The organism is Streptomyces sp. NPDC001985 (assembly GCF_040296845.1).
Taxonomy (GTDB): Bacteria; Actinomycetota; Actinomycetes; order Streptomycetales; family Streptomycetaceae; genus Streptomyces.
On the sequence record NZ_JBEOYB010000021.1, the window covers coordinates 72,157 to 89,075 of the forward strand.

The window sequence follows — 16,919 nt, forward strand, 5'->3', positions numbered from 1 at the left end:
AGAACCTTCTCGTCGTGCCCCTGCCCCTCATCGGCGCGGCGGGCGCCTGGCACACGGCGGGCCGGGTGGCGCTGGCGATGGCGGCCTTCGTCCTGGCCTCCTCGCTCGTCTATGTCGTCAACGACATCGCCGATGTCGAACGCGACCGCCTCCACCCCCTCAAACGACTGCGCCCCCTCCCCTCCGGCCGGATGGGCATCCGCTCCGCCGTCGCCCTGGGCGGGGTGCTCGCCGCGCTCCTCGGCGCGTGTCTGACCGCCCTCGGACCGGCGAGGGCCTGGCCGATGCTGGTCTACCTCGCCGTGAACGCCGCGTACAGCTGGAAGCTCAAACACCTCCCGCTGCTCGATGTCTTCACCGTCGCCACCGGCTTCGTCCTGCGGCTCCTCGGCGGGTACGCCGCCACCGGCCGCCCGGTCGCGAACTGGCTGGTCCTCACCGTCCTCACCCTCTGTCTGCTGCTGATCCTCGGCAAGCGCCGCCATGAGCTGGGCGTCTCCGGCACCGGCCACCGCCCCGCGCTCGCCGGGTACTCGGCCCAGTTCCTGGACCTCGTCCTCGTCCTCTGCTCGGCGCTGACCATGGTCGGCTATCTGCTCTACCTCCGCGCCGAGTCGGGGTTCCCGGCGGGCGCGCTGCTCACCGCGCCCTGCGCGCTCTTCGCCCTCTTCCGCTATCTCCAGATCGTGATCGTGCACAGCGAGGGCGGCGACCCGGTACGGACCCTGCTCCTGGACCGGGTGATGCTCACCAACTCCGCGCTCTGGGCGGCCCTGCTGCTCCTCTGCCACACCTTCTGACCCTCCGAACCCCCCGAGGACGGAACGGAACATGACCCCGCCCCCGCCCCCGCCTTCACCTCTTGTCTCGGTGGTCGTCCCCCTCCACAACGACCGCCGGAGCATCGACCTCTGTCTGCGCTCCCTCGCCGCCCAGTCCCACACCCCGCTCGAAGTGGTCGTGGTGGACGACGCCAGCACCGACGGCTCCGCCGAACTGGCCGCCGCCCACCCCGTCACCCTGATCCGCGCCGAGCGCAACGGCGGCCCGGGAGCCGCCCGCAACCTCGGCGTGCACCACTCGCACGGCGAGATCGTCTTTTTCCTGGACGCCGATCTCGCCCTCCACCCCGACGCGGTCGCCGAGGCGGTGGCCGTCTTCGCCGAGAACCCCTCGTACGGCGCGGTGTTCGGCATTCCCGACAAGGAGCCGCTCTTCGCCGAGACCCTCGTCGGCCAGTACCGCATCCTTCAGTACCACTACTGGCGCAAGAGCGCCGAAGGGCTGGTCAGCGGCGGTTTCTACGCCCTGGGCGCGGTTCGCCGCACCGCCTTCGAGGAGGCGGGCCGGTTCAATCCGGAGCTGCGGCAGACCGAGGAGATCGACCATGCCGAGCGGCTCGCCGCCCGCCGTCCGATGCTGCTGACCTCCCGTGTCCGGGGCCGGCTCTCCGACGAGAGCAGGATGCGCCCACTGCTGCGGAAGGCCTTCGTCCGCAGCCGGCTCCGGGTTCCGTTCTATCTGGGCCGGGGCCGGGCCATGCAGGGGATGGAGACCGGCGGCCGGGCCGTCGCCTCGGTGCTCGCCGCGCTGAGCGTGGCCGCCCTGCCGCCCGCCCTGTGGTGGCCGCCGGCGGCGCTGGTCTGCGTTTTCGCGCTCGCCGGGTTCGTCCTGGCGGACCTCGGCCAGTACCGCTTCGTCCACCGGGAGCGCGGCACCCCCTTCCTGCTCTGGTTCACCCTGGCCCATCTGCTGGTGAACACGGTGGTGGTGGCGGGCCTGGCGGCGGGGCTCGCGCAGTACGCCGCCAGCGGGCGGTTCCGGCACCTGTACGACCGGGTCCCGGCGGGCGCCCCATGACCTCACGGCCCCGGCGGATCGCCCGTGCGCTCCGGCTCTGGTACGGGAGGGTGCTCGCCGTCGTCTCCGCGCTCTGGCTGCTGTACGCCACGGCCCGGTGGCTGCTCAGCGGCCGATGGCACTGGGCCATCCCGCTGGACGGCACCCCGCCGCTCCTGCTGGTCGCCGTGCCGGCGGTGCTGCTGATCGCCGGCGCGGCGGCCTGCGGCGGACGGCGGCCCTGGGTGGCGGGGACCGCCGCCGCCGCGCTGCTGCTCGCCCTCACCACCGGATCGGGCCTCAACTGGCCGGCCCTCTGGCGCGACCAGCGGCCGGTCCCGCCCGGCGCGCTCCATGTGGTCTCGCTGAACACCCAGTACTGGGGCCAGTCGGCCGGGGTGGACCGGCTCTACGCCCTGCTGCACCGGCAGCGCGCGGATGTGTATCTGCTCCAAGAGCACGTGCGGTGGAAGCCCGGGTTCGGCGAGAAGGGATATGTCCGGCTGGACGACGACGAGCGGCTGCGCGAGGAGTTCCCCGGCCACCACATCGCCCGGCGCGGCGAGCTGCTCACCGTCTCCCGCTTCCCGATCGTCGCCCGGCCGCCGGTCGGCCCGGGGAAGGCACTGGCCGCCGACCCGGGAGCCTCCTTCGAACGGGTCTTTCTCCGGGACAAGGTCATGCGTACCGATCTGCGGATCGGGGAACGGATCTTGAGCGTCTACAACGTCCACATCACCGTGCAGCTCGCGCTCGACCTCGATCCGTTCTCCGGTACCGACGTCGACGCGTACCTCCAGCGAAAGTTCGCCTGGCGGCAGGAGGAGTTCCGTGGCCTGGAGCGGGACATGGACCGCAATCCGTATCCCGTGCTGGTCAGCGGTGACTTCAACGCCACCGCCGCCATGCGGGAGTTGGACGGTGTCCGCGCCCGGGCCTCCGACGCGCTGCGGGCCAATACCGACTTCGCGCCGCTGAGCTGGAAGTTCCCGGCGCGGGCGGACTTCGCGGGGAGCGCGGCGCTGCGCCGCGCGTATCCGCTGTGGCGTCTGGACTGGACGTTCACCACCGGTCCGGTCCGTGTCCACCGCTATGACTTCCGGGGCACGGACGGCATTTCCGAGCACCGTATGCAGGATCTCCGGCTCTCCCTCTGACCGCGCTTGTGGAAAGGAAGACCGTCGTGCCCAAGCAGCCCAAGCAGCCCAAGCAGCCCAAGCAGCCCAAGCAGTCCAAGCAGCCCAAGCAGCCCAAGCAGTCCTATGCCCATGTCACCTCCTCCGCCCTCACCTCCCCCTCCTCGCACGAGCCGTCCCCGACCCTGCTGGAGCGGGTGCCGGTGCTGCGCCGGGCGCTGGACCGGCTGGAGAGCAGGCCGACCGCGTTCGGGATGGTGATGTGGGCCTTCGGGCTGGCGAAGCCGGTGTTCATGGACCATGTGGTGACACCCGAGCCGCGCGCCGAACTCGGCGATGTGCGCGATCTGCTGGAGAAGAACCGCGAGCGGTACGCCGACCGGCTGCGCGGCTTCCTCGAACTGGGCGACCGGCTCGCCCGCATCCCGCTCCACGGCGTGGAGAAGGGCGCCACCGCCTACTGGGCCAACACCTGGCTGCCGCCGCTGGACGCGCTCTCCCTCTACGGCTTCCTGGCGTCCGAGCGCCCGGCCCGCTATCTGGAGATCGGCTCGGGGAACTCCACCAAGTTCGCCCGCAGGGCCATCGACGACCTGGGCCTCGCCACAAGGATCATCTCCATCGACCCCGAGCCCCGCGCCGGCATCGACCACCTCTGCGACCGCGTCGACCGGGTCCCGCTCCAGAACGCCGACCTCGCCGTCTTCGAGGAGCTGGAGGCCGGGGACATCCTCTTCCTGGACGGCTCGCACCGGCTGCACATGGGCTCCGATGTGATGGTCTTCTTCTTCGAGCTGCTCCCGCGCCTGAAGCCGGGGGTCCTGGTCCATGTCCACGACATCATGCTCCCCGCCGACTACCCGGAGTCCTGGCGCTGGCGCCACTACTCGGAGCAGTACCTCCTGGCGGCCCTCCTGACGGCGGCCCCGCAGCGCTTCGACGTCGAACTCCCCAACGCCTTCATCCACACCGACCCGGAACTGCGCCGCCTCCTCGAACCGCTGTGGCGCCGTCTGGGGGTGACGAAGCACTACCACCCGGGGTCGTTCTGGTGGCGCCACTCGGCCTGAGCGGGCAGGAGGGGAGGGCCGTACGGGGGCGGGGGTCCGTTCTTCCCGCCGCCCCCGCCGGCCACCTCAGGACTTGGCCTCGGCGACCTTCTTGAGCGCGTCGATGCTGGTGGTGAACCGGCCGCTCCGTTGCGCCGGGCTGGAGTCCGTCAAGGACTTGATCGAGGCCGCCCTCGCCTTCACCGCACCTCCGGCGGCCACGTCGAGGAGCCCCTGGTCCCCGCCGACCGGCATCCACAGATCGCCGCTCACCACATTGATGCCCGGGTGCTCGGTATTGGTCAGCTTGTCCGCGTAGACGACCATGTAGCTGCCGGGGACGATCGGGGACGCGCCTTCCATCTGCACCGCTTCCGTGTCCACGTTTCCGATGATCAATTCACCGAGAGGGACTGGTTTGGTGCCGCGGGCGACCGGGTTCGGCTGGAGAATGACGCTTTCGATGGTCGCCTTGTGGAAGACCATGGGCAGACAATTGGCATACGGGGAGTCGCCACCCTCGATCCCCGCCGGCGGAGTTCCCGGAGTGCCGGTGCCCGCGGTGGGGCTCGGGTCGTCCTCGGGGCCTTCCTCCGGTGAATCGGTGGGTTCCCCGCCGTGCCCCTTGGCGTCGCCGCCGTCGTCGCACTCCCTGCCGACGACCTGCCCCACCTTCACCTGGAAGGCGCCCTCCGCGGCTTGTGTGAGACTCGCGATGGTGTCATAGGTCGCGTAATCGGCTTCGATATTGTGCGGCGATTCCCCGGTGCTCCCCCCGGAGCAGGAAGTCAGGCTCAGCGATGTCGCAACCATGAGGGCTGCCAGAGCCGCAGTCTTCTTCACTAGTACCATCCCTCTGATTCTGATGCGTGCGACATTTTTAACCGGGTGTGTACTTCGCTCTGACGCCCTTGATGTCGTCCGACCACGGGCCGTCGCTGCCACACCTGAACTTGCCTTCGCCCTGCCTCATTACCGCAGGGCCCGCGCCGGTGCAAGCGGTTGAGACGTGATCAAGACCGTAGGTGTGACCGATTTCGTGCGTGGCCACAATCTTCTTCTCGCGGGCGGTGAGACCCGCCATGGTGCGGGAGTTGAACTTCACATACGTCTCGTTGTACGCCCAGTTGCCGAAGAGGCATCCCTGGTTGGAGGCCGTGGCCCACGCGTCCCAGGTGTAGGAGCCGTCCCGCACCTCGACCATGGGGTCGCCGTTGTTCTGCTGCTTGCTGAAGTGGCCGGGAGAGTTCGGTGACGTGGAGTCCCATCTGCCCTGGGCGTCACCGAAAGCCTTCTGATAGGTGGAGGTGATGCTGTAGTAGCGATAGGAGATGGCTCCACCTTCACCAACACCGTAGAACTTGCCGCACAAATGCTTGTACGCCTGTGCCGGGGTCGCCAGCACCACACTGGAGGACACCGCTATGAGAGACGCGACAAGAAGGGAACTCGGTTTGACGAGAGCCTTCCCCCGGCGTTCTCTCCGTCCGCCCCATGTTTTCGACCGCACTGCCGGCCTCCCCGAATCCGCTGGTCTTGATCATGTCAACGGAGGCGAAGTTAGCCCACGAGTTCGATCATCACAAGGTGATAAGCGCGTGAAGATCGGAATGGATAATTCCGTATTTGCTGTTCCGTGGCGGGTGGGTGATAGGGGGTGTATCGGACCTTTTTATCCTCCTCCAAGGGGACGGAACGGTGGGTATGCCGCAGTCGAGGGGGACGGGTGCCCCCAGAGGGTGAGGTTCGCCCGGGAGCGCACGGAGCGCACGGGGAGCGCGCAGGGAGCGGGGGCAAATCGGCCTGTGAAAAGGCGAGTTGGGGTGACCGGGATATGCGCGGGTGAGCCGCCGTGCGAAAGGCGGTACGGGGGCGGGCGGAAATCCGCTCGCCCCCGTACCGCCGGGGTGATTACCGCACCCGGCCGGCCGACCGGCTCTCCGGAGACCGGGAGGACGGATACCGGGAGGTGCGGGTGGAGCCGGTCAGGGGGCGCCGGGGGGTCGGGTGGCGGCCGTCGGGGCGGTCGGGGGAGCCCGCGCCCCGCAGGATGGTCTGTTCCAGGGCGCGTAATTCGGTCCCCGGGTCCACGCCCAGCTCCTCGGCGAGATCCGAGCGCACCTTGCGGTAGACGGCCAGTGCCTCGGCCGTGCGGCCCGAGCGGTAGAGCGCGAGCATCAGCTGTGCGTGCAGATGCTCGCGGAAGGGGTGCTCGCGGACCAGCTCGGCCAGCTCGCCCACCAGGTCCTCATGGCGCCCGAGGCCCAGTTCGAGCCGGACCCGCTCCTCGATCGCCCGCAGCCGTCCCTCCTCCAGCCGCCGCGCCCCCGACTCCACCGCCGGGCAGTCGAGCCCCGCCAGGGCAGGCCCCGCCCAGAGCCCGAGCGCCCGCCCCAGCTCCGTCACCGCCTCCGCCGCCAGCCCTTCGGCCGCCAGCGTCCGTGCCCGCGCCACTTCCGTGTCGAAGACATCCGAATCGAGTTCGCCCGGGGCCAGCCGCAGCCGGTACCCGGACGGATGGGTCTCTATCAGGCCGGGTGCCCCGGCCTCGGTGAAGGCCCGTCTCAGCGCCGACACGCAGATGCGTATCTGCGTTCTCGCGCTCGCGGGGGGCGAGGAACCCCACACCGCGTCCACCAGCCGATCGAGCGGGACCGCCCAATTGGCCTCCAGAGCGAGAATGGCCAGAATTATCTGTGAGCGCCGTCCCCCAACGGGGACCGAAGTCCCCTTCACGGCGACATGGAGCGGGCCGAGTACATGAAAGATCACAGCAGATTCCCCAGTCTGTTTCTTTCAAGCAGTCATCAGAACCGATCCCCCGGTGGCGTGCGACCTGGGCCTTCTCCGCCGCTCCCACTCCGCCGCCCTGAATTACGGTGAAGTGCCGTCGATGGAGCTGGAGTTGACTCGAAGAGCACACACGAAGCTTGGTGTAGACCTATAAAACTGTCAAGGGTAAACCGGTACAGACGGTTCTGTTCAGCCTGATCGGTGCGAGTTGGCGAAAAACGAAACAGGGGAGGCCGGGGCCGGGGCCGCGCGCCGGCGCCGCGGGCAAACGCGAGGGCGGCCCCCGTGGGTACAGGGGCCGCCCGAGTGCTCCGCCGGGGTTACTTGGCGAGAGTGCCGTCCGCCTTCACCGCGAACCAGGTGCCGCCGACACCCTGGCCGTTGGTGTCACCGGGCTTCTGGTCACCGGTGAACCAGTACAGCGGCCAGCAGTCCAGGGTGAGCTGATCGGTGCCGTTGTCGGGGCGCTTGTAGTTGATCACCAGCTTCGGGTCGATGCCCTCCACGGCCTTGACGGCCGCCTTGTCCAGCATCTTCGCGGGCTTCCAGGTGTCCAGGCAGGCGCCGACGCAGTTGGACTTCATCGGCCAGTCGGTGTCCTTGATGAAGCGGTAGAGGGTGCGGCCCTTGGCGTCCCGGACGATCCTGCCGAGCCCGGCGTCGTCCCGGGTGGAGAGCGGCGGGAGGGACGCGGCGGTGTCGCCGCCGCCGCCGCCCCCGGCCTCGGACGCGGCGGCCTCGGGGGCGGGGGCGGCGGGGGCCGCCTTCTTCCCGTCCGGGGCGGCGGCGAACCAGGTGCCGCCGACGCCCTGGCCGCCTGTCTGCCTCGGCGCGGTGTCCTTCGCGAAGCGGTACAGGGGCCAGCCCGCGAGTGTGAGCTGTTCACTGCCGTCGGCCCTGGCGACCTTGCCGACCAGGGAGGGGTCCATGCCGGCCGCCGCTTGGGCGTCCTTGGCGAGGACCGGGGGCCAGGCTTTCGCGCAGTCGCCCTCGCAGGTGGACTTGGGCGGCTGGGCGGTGTCGTTGTCGAAGCGGTAGAGCGTGAAGCCGGCGCTGTCCGTGACGACGGGCCCGATGGCCGAGGTCTTCCAGATGCTGAGCCTGCCCGCCACGACCGGCTTCGCCCCGTCCGCCTGGGCGGGGGCGGCCGCGGGGGTGGCGGGGGCGGCGGCGTTCGCGGCCTGGCCCTTGTCCTCCTTGGCGCCTCCGCAGGCGGCCGTCAGCATGATGACCGCTGTGGCGGATGCGATGAGACCGGCGGTCCGCACGTTACGCATGGCAACTCCTGTTGTCCCCGTGGATTGGTACTGGCTGGTGCCGCCCCGGCGGCGGGGGAGGAGGCCGCCGGCCGCCGGGGCGGGGATGTGGTGTTGCGGCGAGGGGTGGCTCGCGCTGGTGTGCAACTGCCCTGAACACGAGGGGGGTGCGGGAAGGGTTCAGGGTTTGCGGGGGAGGTTTTCTTGGGGGTGGGGTGGGGTTGCCCGGGGGGCCGGCGGTGCGGGTGATCCTTGCCCTGAGTCCCGTGTCGCCTCAATCGCCGGCGGGGCTGGGTTTGCTCGGGTGTCCGGGCCTGTGCGTCGCGGGCGGGTCCGTTGTTCGCGGGCGGACCTCGCACCGGGGCTGCCCCGAGCCAACCCGGGGGTGGCGCGGGATGAATGTGCGTCATGGTTCCTCCCTCGGTAGCGTCAAGGTGTGGAGTTCGACCCGATGCGCCCGAAGTGGCAGCAGATCGCAGACGAGATCACCCGTCGCATCGAGCGAGGGGAGTATCCGGAGCGTTTCCAGCTCTCGGAGGTCCGGTTGTCCGGGGAGTTCGGCATGAACCGGGACACCGTGCGCAAGGCGACGAAGGCGCTACGCGAGTCCGGCATGATCACGACCGTCCCGAACATGGGGACCTTTGTCCGCTCCGCCGGGTCCGACCAGGGCGACGGGTAGCCCGCCCGCCGACCGGAGACCTGTGAGAGGGCGGGCCTTCCGGCCCCTAGGGTGCGCCGAGGGCGGCTTTCCACCGGCCACGGGACAAGTGGATGACACCGTCCGGTGTCACGCGTGCGTCCGCCCCGTACAGAGGCAATCCGCCCTCGGAGAGCATTCGCGTACGGATGCTCTCGACCGTGTCCCACAGCCGCTGCGGGCCGCCCTGGTGAACGGTGGGCGGGGCGGTCCATTCGCCGGACGCCCGTGCCCATGACCCGTCCGGATGGATCAGGTAGGCCGTGCGCGTACGGCCGTGGGTCCAGTAGCCGAGTTCGACGCCCGGGGCACGGACTTCCAGCATGGACCGGACTTCCCATGCGTCGGCCACGTTCACCACCGGGTACCGGCCCGTGGTGACCTCCTCTCCGTCCGCCTCGCGGGCTTGGGCGAACAGTTCGGCAAGGGGCGGCGGGTAGTCGCTTCCCGATCGGGTGAGCATGAACCCGGCCCAGTCCCGCTCGATCCTTCCGATCACATCGCCGTTTGCCTGCTTCCACCCGGTGAGAATCATGGTGGTCCGGGCGACCGTGGTGACCAGCCGCCCACCGTTGCGCAGTGCGCCGAGGACGGGCCGGAGTCCCGGACCGGGCGGCATTCCCACCGTGGCGATGATGCGGTCGTACGTTCCCGGAATCTTCTCTGTGGCGTCCATGGCGAAGAACCGTGGCCGGAGCCCCATGGGCGCGAGCCGGTCGGCTGCCGCACTGGTCAGGTACGGGTCCACATCCAGACTGGTCACGTGCTGGGCACCGATCCGACAGGCCGCGTACGCGGTGAGCCCGCCGGCTCCGGTGCCGAGGTCGAGCAGGTCCAGTCCGGGACCGAGTCTGCCGTGTCGGAGCATCGACACGATGAGACTCGGCAGGGTGGCCGACGACGTGGGGCTTCCCTCCGGCCGATCGTCCGGCTTGGCGTGATCGGCGTGTGAATCGCCAACCCGGGTGATCAGGGACCGGTCGGAGTAGGCTGCCTTGATCCACGCATCCGGATTGTCCGCGCCGATCCGCAGCGACCAGCCGCCCTGGTCGTTCCGTTCCCACCAGCGGGGCACCAGTTCGTGCCGGGGCACGGAGGCGACTGAGGCGAGCCATCGCGAGTCCGGGTCGGTCACCAGTTGGGCAAGGTGTTCTGCGTGGTGCTGCCACTCCATGCCGCGAGCCTTCCTAGTCGTAAGCGGGGTCACAGGCTTCGGTGTTGGCAGGGTCGCAGTCGTTCGAGTCGTCCGGGGTGCACGCGGCACGCGGCGGCGGGATGCTCGCGGACAGCTGGGCCCACTCCTTGCCGCTGAGCAGATCGCGCAGCCGCGTCGTCCGCACATTGCCCGCCGGGAAGTCACGGGAGAGCACGCACCCCGTGAGACTCCCATCAGGAAGTACGGCAGCACGTCCACGGGTGCACCGGCCGCACATCTCGTTGAGCGTCGGCTTCGTTCCGGGCAGCATGGCGCGACCCACCGCACGCACCCGGTCCGTGTTGATCTGCCGTACTCCCATGGACTCCAGCTCGGCACGCGCTTCGGCGACGCGCTGCCCATCGAGTACGTCCACGATGCCGACGTACAGCGGGATCTCACGCCGGATCGCTTCCTCGATGTTGGCGCGGGTCCGGTGGTAGCTACCCGGCTTGCCGGTGACCCCGTCGTGTTCGGCGGCGTGATCGCTGTAGTAGCTGGTCGCCAGAGTCACCCCGTCCCGCTCGAACATCTCCCACCAGGACCACGCGACATGGAAGAGGTTCGAATAGACCTGCACGCCGAGCCCGTGCGAGAGAGCGTGATCGGTGAACCCGCGCCACTGCGGGTGAACGGTCGGTTCGCCCCCGATGAGCTGCACGCGGGGAATGCCGAGTGCTGCGGCATCCGTGATCACCTCCCGCCAGTCAGCGGGGGTCATGCTGCCGTGCGTCGCTTGCGGACTCGACACGGACAGGCAGTGCGAGCAGGTGAGTTGGCACTTGCCCGTGATCTCCAGCTCAAGCGTGTTGATCCCGGCGAACGGCTTGACCGGAGGTTCAGCGACTAACGTCATCGCCCTTCCCTTCCCACGGTGAGTCGAACTGCGACGTGCCGTGGCGCTGGGGCCTGTAGAGCCACTGAGACCCCGAACCCGTCGACACCTTCCCCGTGACCGTATGGATATGGAGCGTTCACCTCACGAGTGCGCCGCAGCAGTTTGATCCCTGCCGGGGCGAAGCTGCTCCCCCGCGCCCCATCCGCAACGGGCAGTACTCAGAACTACTACGTAGCGAATTACTTTCAGGCAGCGACCCCAAGAAGTTTCATCATGCGGCGCATTTCGGTCGTAAGCGTCCTCTTGCGTTTATGCGCAATAGACTCCATTACATCAGTTGCACCCCGCTGATGCTGAAGCCATTCAGAATTTACATACTCGATTGAATTCAGCCGCTCCATGGCGTCTTCATAGTTTCCAACCTTGGCGTGCGCTGTCGCTACTGTCAGACGATGCCGGTTCCACTCCTTGTCCGTCTCCGGAACTCCTAGCAGCTTCATGGAGCTATCAGAAAGAGGGGCACGTCCCGAAGAGTCCTCGATAATTCGATACAGATCCCCGTCTTCTTTGATCAGCTCATCCTCCAGCCTCTTCATTGCCACCACCTTGACATCAAATCGCCCATACCGGTGCCGTGCATTCGCTGACTTGGAGCCGAGTGCGGAAGCCGCCGATGCTGCAATCCGGCGAGCCTCTTCCGCATGATCCTCTCTATTGTTCCTCACTGCCGCTGCGGCGGTTTGAAGCGAAAGCCACCCCCAAACGGCCAGATGCTCCGGAGCAGCTTTTGAAATTCGTGGCTCAATGTGGTCCGCCGTTTCGACGGCAACCCTCTCCGCATCATCGAAACGCCCTTGGCGAAGCAATAGCCAGGACATGATCACAACTGCGTAGGCGGCGGTATTCGTGTCTCGCACCATCTGCGCGTCTCGAATTGCCCCGGCGAGCGCATGATAAGCAAGGTCATACTGTCGAACTTGAGTGAGGTAACGCCCTCCGAGCAAATACGCTTCCGCACGCATCTGCAACGCGGCTTCATGCTCATTTCCGTGATCAAAATAAGAGACCGCAGAATCGGCGTCCCGGATGATCTGTGGCAAGGCAGTTGCGACAGAGCTGAATTTATCGGCGTCGTATGCTGCTGAACCCGTGCGTGCAACACCGAGCAAGGCCGAAATGTTCGGTGACTCCCCAATTCGATCACTACTCGAATTCGTGATTCCGATAGGCGGGGTCAACGCGTTCCGCAGGTCCGCCAGACCTACTCGATTCGGGTCCTCGTCGTGAACAGGCTTTGGAGTATCGGATGCCATGAGTTGCGAAGTCCTGATATGCAGTGCGCGAGCCAGCATGTGCAGCGTTTCGATCCGGACACTCCCGCCCTGTTCGAGTTTGGCAACCGTCGACGGCGCGAGCCCTGCCGCAAAGGCCAACGCTTCTTGCGTAAGCCCCGCCATGCGCCTGTACTTCCTGACGTTCTTTCCAAGTTCGAGCGACATGTTCCCTTCCTAGCAGCTTGGTTGATGCACTACCACCAAGGTACGCCGTCTGCACAAGCGACGGCACGCTCGATCAACTCTGAGAGGACGCAACCGTAAAAGTCCTGGTGAGCGGCGGGTTCTAGCCGCGTGTCACATTCTCTGCCCGGACACAGCGAAGCCCCCACGCTCGTCGCCCTGTGGGGGTGACGGGTGTGGGGGCTCTGTGATCCTTTGTCGGCCGTTCAGTACGTTCATGAGGCGCGCGGCACCCTTTCCGCCGAACATTGCGATACCGTAGTAGAACTCGACACGGGTCCGATAAACCGGCTTGTCGTGCGCCTCTCCGAGATCAGTCGCCTGTATTCCGCCGTTGGTCAGTCCGCAGATTGCCGAGTCGGCTTCGGACTTGCCGAAGCGCACCGCGTAGATGTTCCCCTGTTTTCTTTCCGCCGGTCCCTGCGGTGAGTGGCAGGACATCCGTACCGTCCAACTTCTGGCCGGCGTCCAGCAGTGGAATACCGTTCCAAAGGGTCGTACGCTTGCCCAGGATCTCGCTCATGAGGAGTTCACTGCCGCCCAGTCGGCGGAACCCGGATCGAATCCGCGCGATAAGCTCGCCGTTCATGTAGAGCACACCGTTCGAGCCATCAATTCCCGTGCACGGAAGCGGCCAGCCTGTCCAGCGCGTCAAAGAACTCGTGCCATTCGCGATGGGTCCGACTCCCTCCGCGTCGATGACCTGTCGCCCGATGAGCCGCTTCCGCAGCCCGTCGAACCCCTTCGGGTTCACTGCGGTGTCGCCGTTGAAGAACTGGTCCGAGAAATGAATAGAAGCGGCCTTGATCTTCATCACTGTCTGAATAGCGCGCTGATCATTGAGGTTTCCGCGTGTCTTGACCATGAAGCGGTCAACGTCGGCATCTCCGCCCAGAATCGCAAGCGTCTCGATGCGCTGGTTCACCGTACCCGTGCTCTCCGGGTACGCCTCATTCACTGACCGGAACGATACCCCGGGGAGTGCGGATTCCTCATTGTAGGCAAAGGCTGATCCTTCAAAGCTGATCAGCGGCAGGCGGTCGAGAATGGGCGACTCCTGAATGAACGTCTCAATGACGCCCCGCTGCAAGTTGTTCTGCGCAAGGTGGTGTGCCTGGGCCCGCCCGGAAGGGCTGGAGGTGGTGTGCCCCGGGTCGCCGGCCGGGCTGAGAGCGGTGTGCCTCCGGTCGCCGGCGGGCGGCCTGTCCGGGGGTGACCCCCGAGGCGGGCCGGGGGGGGCAAGCGCGGGGGCCGCGGCCGTGGGGCGGCCGGTCCGGGGAGGGCCGTCCCCGGACGGCACCTGTGGGACCGCCCCAGCGAATATTCTGGCCGGATGAGCGATCGGGCGATGCAGGAACTCGCACTGCTGGTGCTGACAGCCCTCGCGGACGCACCCCGGCACGGGTACGCGGTCGCGCAGGAGATCAAGGGGATCACGGACGGCCGGGTCACCCCCCGCACCGGGGCGCTCTACGGAGCGCTGGACCGGCTCGTCGCGGAGGGGCTCATCACCGTTGTGCAGGAAGAGGTGGTGGACGGCCGGGCGCGGCGCGTCTTCGCTCTCGCCCCCGAGGGCCGGGAGCGTCTCGCGGTCGAGACGGACCGGCTGGCGGTCGCCGTCCGCGAGGCGCGGCGGCGCCTGGGGATCGACGGTGCGCCGGTGACCGCGTGATCGACCGGCTCCTCCTTCTCTACCCGGCCGGCTACCGGGCCGCGTACGGACCGGAGATCGCCGGCACCTACCGGGAGATGACCGCCGGCGTGTCACGCCGGGACCGCCTCCGGGAGGGCGCGGACCTCGCCGCGCACGCCCTGCGGGTCCGGTTCGGCCTGGGATCGGCCGATCCGCTGGGCCGTCTCGTCGCGTCGGCCGCCCCGTTCGCCCTGGCCGCCGCCGCGGTGAGCGCGGGCATCCGGTTCGTACGCTGGTACGCCGGGATCACCGCGTCGCCGACGCCGTGGAGGGTGGCGCTGCGGACCATGGACGGGCCCGAACTCCTCGGCCTGCTCTCTCTCCTGCTGGTCTGTGCCGGCGCGATTGTCGCGCTGACGGGCCGGTGGGCGGCCGGGTCGGCCGCCGCGGTCTGCGGGCTGGCGGGCACGGCCGTCCTGGCGGTGGTGGCGACCCACCCGAACGAGTATCAGTACCGGATCGTCGTTCCGGTGGCCGCGCTTCTCACCATCGCGGTGGTGCTCGCCTGCCCACCGGACCTGCGCCCCGGGCCGGGCGCGTCGGCGGTGGCGGGCGCGATGGCGGCCACCGCCTGGCTCCCCGCGATCGCCGTGGAGGCGGGGGCGGTCGGCTGGGTGAGCACCGACTACGGCGGCTGGCCGCTGCTGGTTCTGGCCGCCACGGGGATCGCCCTCGCCCTGCGGGCACGCTCGTCCGGGCTGCGGGAGTCGGGCGCCATGGCGCTGGCCTCCCCACCCCTCCTCGCCGACGCCTGTCTCCTCAACTGGTACTCCCCGAGCCCCTTCGCGGCCCTGCTCCTGGTGCTGCCCGCCGCCGCGCTGCTCAGCGCGGTCGCCGGGAGGGTGCGCGGGCCGCGCTGAGCCGTCGGGCCGGGGGTTCGGGGACTCTGGACATAGTCACTTCAACTGAATACTCTTCTCGGCGTTGCATGTGGCCGGTGTGTCGCCGGGCGAAGGTGCCGGCCCGCGCCCCCACCGGCTCGACCCGAGCGAGAGGGCGCCCCGAAGTGCCGTTCACCCTGTCCCACACGGCCGCGGTCCTGCCGCTGCTGCGCCGGCCTCTCGTACCCGTGGCCCTGGTCATGGGAACGATGGCGCCCGATGCCCCCTACTTCCTCCAGACGCTGCGCATCACGGTGACCGCCGGCTCCTGGTACGAGCCCTTCCTCAACGCCACGACCTCGCACTCCCTCATCGGCGCCCTGACCGTCACCCTCCCGGTCACCCTGCTCCTCGTCGCCGCGCACCGGCTGCTGCGCGGGCCGGTCACCGCACTCCTGCCGCCCCGCCCCGCCGTCCCGGCCCCGGCGCCACCGCGCGGCTTCGCGGAACGGCTCCGCCACGCGGCGTGGCTGGTGGTGTCGGCGCTCATCGGCATCGCCACCCATCTGCTCTGGGACTCCTTCACCCATGTCGACGGGTACGCGGTCGCCCGACTGGCCGTTCTGCGCGAGCCCGGACCGGGCGGGCTGTCCACCGCCCGGCTGCTCCAGCACCTGAGCACGGCGGCCGGTCTCGTGGCGCTCGGCGTCCACCTCTGGCGCCGCCGCGCCCGGCCGCGCCCGCCGCGCTCCGAGGCCGTCACCTCGCGGGCCCCGGCCGTCCGGTGGGGCGCGGCGGTGGTCCTCGTACTGGCCGCGCTGCTCGGCGCGGCGGCCCACACCGGCGGTATCGACTCCTACCGCCGGGTGACCGTGGAGGACACCGGTCGGCCCCTCGTCCGCGAGGCCGACGGCGAGGTCACCGAGATCACCCACCCCACCCGGACGGAGCACGCCCCCTGGACCTCGGTCGCCGAGGGCGTACTGTCCGACGCGGCCAAGGGCGCGGGCGCCGCCCTCGCCGCCGCCCTGCTCCTCCACGCGACCGGCTGGCACCTCCACCGCACCCTGCGCACCTTCCGGCGGGCCGGGCCCGTCCGGGAGTGATACCGGAAGCGGTGCCGGGGCCGGACGCTCCTCACCGGGAGGGGGCCGGGGCGCGCAGGGGCTTGAGGGCGTCGCTCCAGGCCACCACCTGGTCGAGCATGGTGCTCACCGCGTCGGTGTGGAGCGGGGCGGGGGTGAAGGTGCTGAAGTCCTCGAAGTCGGTGAAGAGCGACAGCATCACCTGCGCCCGCACCGTCGCCACCTGGACCTCCGCCATGATCGCGCGCAGATGCTCGATGGCGCGGGCCCCGCCGACGCTGCCGTAGCCGACGAAGCCGGCGGCCTTGTTGTTCCACTCCTGGTAGATGAAGTCGATCGCGTTCTTCAGGGCGGCGGAGGTGGAGTGGTTGTACTCGGGGGTGACGAAGACGAAGCCGTCGAAGCCGTCGACGGTCGCGGCCCAGGACTTGGTGTGGGCGTTGGCGTACTGGCCGAGGGAGGGCGGGGCGATCTCGTCGAGGAAGGGGAGGGCGATCTCCTTGAGGTCGACGAGGACGTACTCGGCGTCGGTCCGGGTCCGGGCCTGGTCGAGGACCCAGCGGGCGACGGCCTCGCCCTTGCGGCCGGGGCGGATGCTGCCGATGATGATCGCGATCCTGGTCATGGGGTCACCTTGGCCGGTGGGGAGTGGGAGCGGGGCCGGGCCCCCTGTCCACCTCCCCCGGCGGCGGGCGGGGCCCGCGCGCGGGGCCGGCGAATCACCCGTTCGGCCGGTCAGGTCGGGCGCACGGTCGCGGGACCGCGCTTCCGCCCCCTCCGCCCGGCGCGGGCCGCGGCCGGGGGCCGGCCCCCGAACCCCCGCTCCTCAAACGCCGGAGGGGCTGGATTTCGTGCCTCGGGTTGTCGGAGGGCCGCGCGGTGTGCCCCCATCGCCGGCGGGGCCGGGTGTGCTGGGGCCCTGGGCGATGGACGGCAACGCCGCGAGGCGCGGTGCCGGGGCACGCGAGTCCCAGCGAGACCCACACGAGAGGCCCTG

17 protein-coding genes are annotated in these 16,919 nt (G+C 69.1%); 8 read left to right on the top strand and 9 right to left on the bottom strand.

Annotated elements, in window-relative coordinates; all coding sequences use genetic code 11:
* Positions 1–14: 14 nt before the first annotated feature.
* Genes ABT122_RS12265 through ABT122_RS12280 form a run of 4 tightly spaced genes read left to right on the top strand, consistent with a single transcriptional unit; the run spans position 15 to position 4,045 of the window.
* Entirely contained in the window at positions 15–800 is a 786-nt protein-coding gene (locus ABT122_RS12265; protein WP_351549344.1) for a UbiA prenyltransferase family protein, read from the top strand.
* Between the two features lie 31 nt (positions 801–831).
* A complete protein-coding gene (locus tag ABT122_RS12270; protein ID WP_351549347.1) occupies positions 832–1,860 on the top strand; it encodes a glycosyltransferase family A protein in 1,029 nt (342 codons plus the stop codon).
* The gene (locus ABT122_RS12275) at positions 1,857–2,996 is read left to right on the top strand and encodes an endonuclease/exonuclease/phosphatase family protein (protein WP_351549350.1); all 1,140 of its coding nucleotides are present in this window, start codon (positions 1,857–1,859) and stop codon (positions 2,994–2,996) included. The genes ABT122_RS12270 and ABT122_RS12275 overlap by 4 nt, the downstream gene beginning before the upstream one ends.
* Before the next feature lie 26 nt (positions 2,997–3,022).
* Entirely contained in the window at positions 3,023–4,045 is a 1,023-nt protein-coding gene (locus tag ABT122_RS12280; RefSeq protein WP_351549353.1) for a class I SAM-dependent methyltransferase, read from the top strand.
* 66 nt (positions 4,046–4,111) lie between these two features.
* Here ABT122_RS12280 and ABT122_RS12285 read toward each other — a convergent pair whose 3' ends face one another.
* From ABT122_RS12285 to ABT122_RS12300, 4 genes are all read right to left on the bottom strand, one after another.
* Positions 4,112–4,837: a hypothetical protein gene (locus tag ABT122_RS12285; protein ID WP_351549356.1), complete on the bottom strand. Its 726-nt coding sequence runs from the start codon at positions 4,835–4,837 to the stop codon at positions 4,112–4,114.
* A 67-nt stretch (positions 4,838–4,904) separates the two neighbouring features.
* Entirely contained in the window at positions 4,905–5,432 is a 528-nt protein-coding gene (locus tag ABT122_RS12290) for a zinc metalloprotease (RefSeq protein ID WP_351549358.1), read from the bottom strand.
* Between the two features lie 503 nt (positions 5,433–5,935).
* Positions 5,936–6,796 (bottom strand): AfsR/SARP family transcriptional regulator, encoded by an 861-nt coding sequence (locus ABT122_RS12295; protein WP_351549361.1) that lies wholly within the window; start codon positions 6,794–6,796, stop codon positions 5,936–5,938.
* Between the two features lie 341 nt (positions 6,797–7,137).
* Complete coding sequence (locus tag ABT122_RS12300; RefSeq protein ID WP_351549364.1) at positions 7,138–8,094, bottom strand: SCO0930 family lipoprotein; 957 nt, start codon at positions 8,092–8,094, stop codon at positions 7,138–7,140.
* 415 nt (positions 8,095–8,509) lie between these two features.
* Here ABT122_RS12300 and ABT122_RS12305 point away from each other — a divergent pair, with 415 nt between their 5' ends.
* The gene (locus ABT122_RS12305) at positions 8,510–8,755 is read left to right on the top strand and encodes a GntR family transcriptional regulator (protein WP_351549367.1); all 246 of its coding nucleotides are present in this window, start codon (positions 8,510–8,512) and stop codon (positions 8,753–8,755) included.
* Positions 8,756–8,801: 46 nt separating this feature from the next.
* Here ABT122_RS12305 and ABT122_RS12310 read toward each other — a convergent pair whose 3' ends face one another.
* From ABT122_RS12310 to ABT122_RS12325, 4 genes are all read right to left on the bottom strand, one after another.
* The gene (locus ABT122_RS12310; protein ID WP_351549370.1) at positions 8,802–9,947 is read right to left on the bottom strand and encodes a methyltransferase domain-containing protein; all 1,146 of its coding nucleotides are present in this window, start codon (positions 9,945–9,947) and stop codon (positions 8,802–8,804) included.
* A gap of 13 nt (positions 9,948–9,960) precedes the next feature.
* Positions 9,961–10,824 (bottom strand): radical SAM/SPASM domain-containing protein, encoded by an 864-nt coding sequence (locus ABT122_RS12315; protein WP_351549373.1) that lies wholly within the window; start codon positions 10,822–10,824, stop codon positions 9,961–9,963.
* Between the two features lie 227 nt (positions 10,825–11,051).
* Positions 11,052–12,305, bottom strand: coding sequence for a helix-turn-helix domain-containing protein (locus ABT122_RS12320; RefSeq protein WP_351549376.1), 1,254 nt, complete (start codon positions 12,303–12,305; stop codon positions 11,052–11,054).
* 331 nt (positions 12,306–12,636) lie between these two features.
* Positions 12,637–13,413 (bottom strand): major capsid protein, encoded by a 777-nt coding sequence (locus ABT122_RS12325; protein WP_351549379.1) that lies wholly within the window; start codon positions 13,411–13,413, stop codon positions 12,637–12,639.
* Between the two features lie 243 nt (positions 13,414–13,656).
* Between ABT122_RS12325 and ABT122_RS12330 the strand changes: the two genes are divergently transcribed.
* The 3 genes from ABT122_RS12330 to ABT122_RS12340 all read left to right on the top strand — a co-directional run bounded on the left by ABT122_RS12330 (position 13,657) and on the right by ABT122_RS12340 (position 15,943).
* Complete coding sequence (locus tag ABT122_RS12330) at positions 13,657–13,995, top strand: PadR family transcriptional regulator (RefSeq protein WP_351549382.1); 339 nt, start codon at positions 13,657–13,659, stop codon at positions 13,993–13,995.
* Positions 13,992–14,876 (top strand): hypothetical protein, encoded by an 885-nt coding sequence (locus ABT122_RS12335; RefSeq protein WP_351549385.1) that lies wholly within the window; start codon positions 13,992–13,994, stop codon positions 14,874–14,876. The genes ABT122_RS12330 and ABT122_RS12335 overlap by 4 nt, the downstream gene beginning before the upstream one ends.
* A gap of 146 nt (positions 14,877–15,022) precedes the next feature.
* Entirely contained in the window at positions 15,023–15,943 is a 921-nt protein-coding gene (locus ABT122_RS12340) for a DUF4184 family protein (RefSeq protein ID WP_351549387.1), read from the top strand.
* A gap of 31 nt (positions 15,944–15,974) precedes the next feature.
* Here ABT122_RS12340 and ABT122_RS12345 read toward each other — a convergent pair whose 3' ends face one another.
* Positions 15,975–16,547: an NADPH-dependent FMN reductase gene (locus tag ABT122_RS12345; protein WP_351549390.1), complete on the bottom strand. Its 573-nt coding sequence runs from the start codon at positions 16,545–16,547 to the stop codon at positions 15,975–15,977.
* Positions 16,548–16,919: the final 372 nt, after the last annotated feature.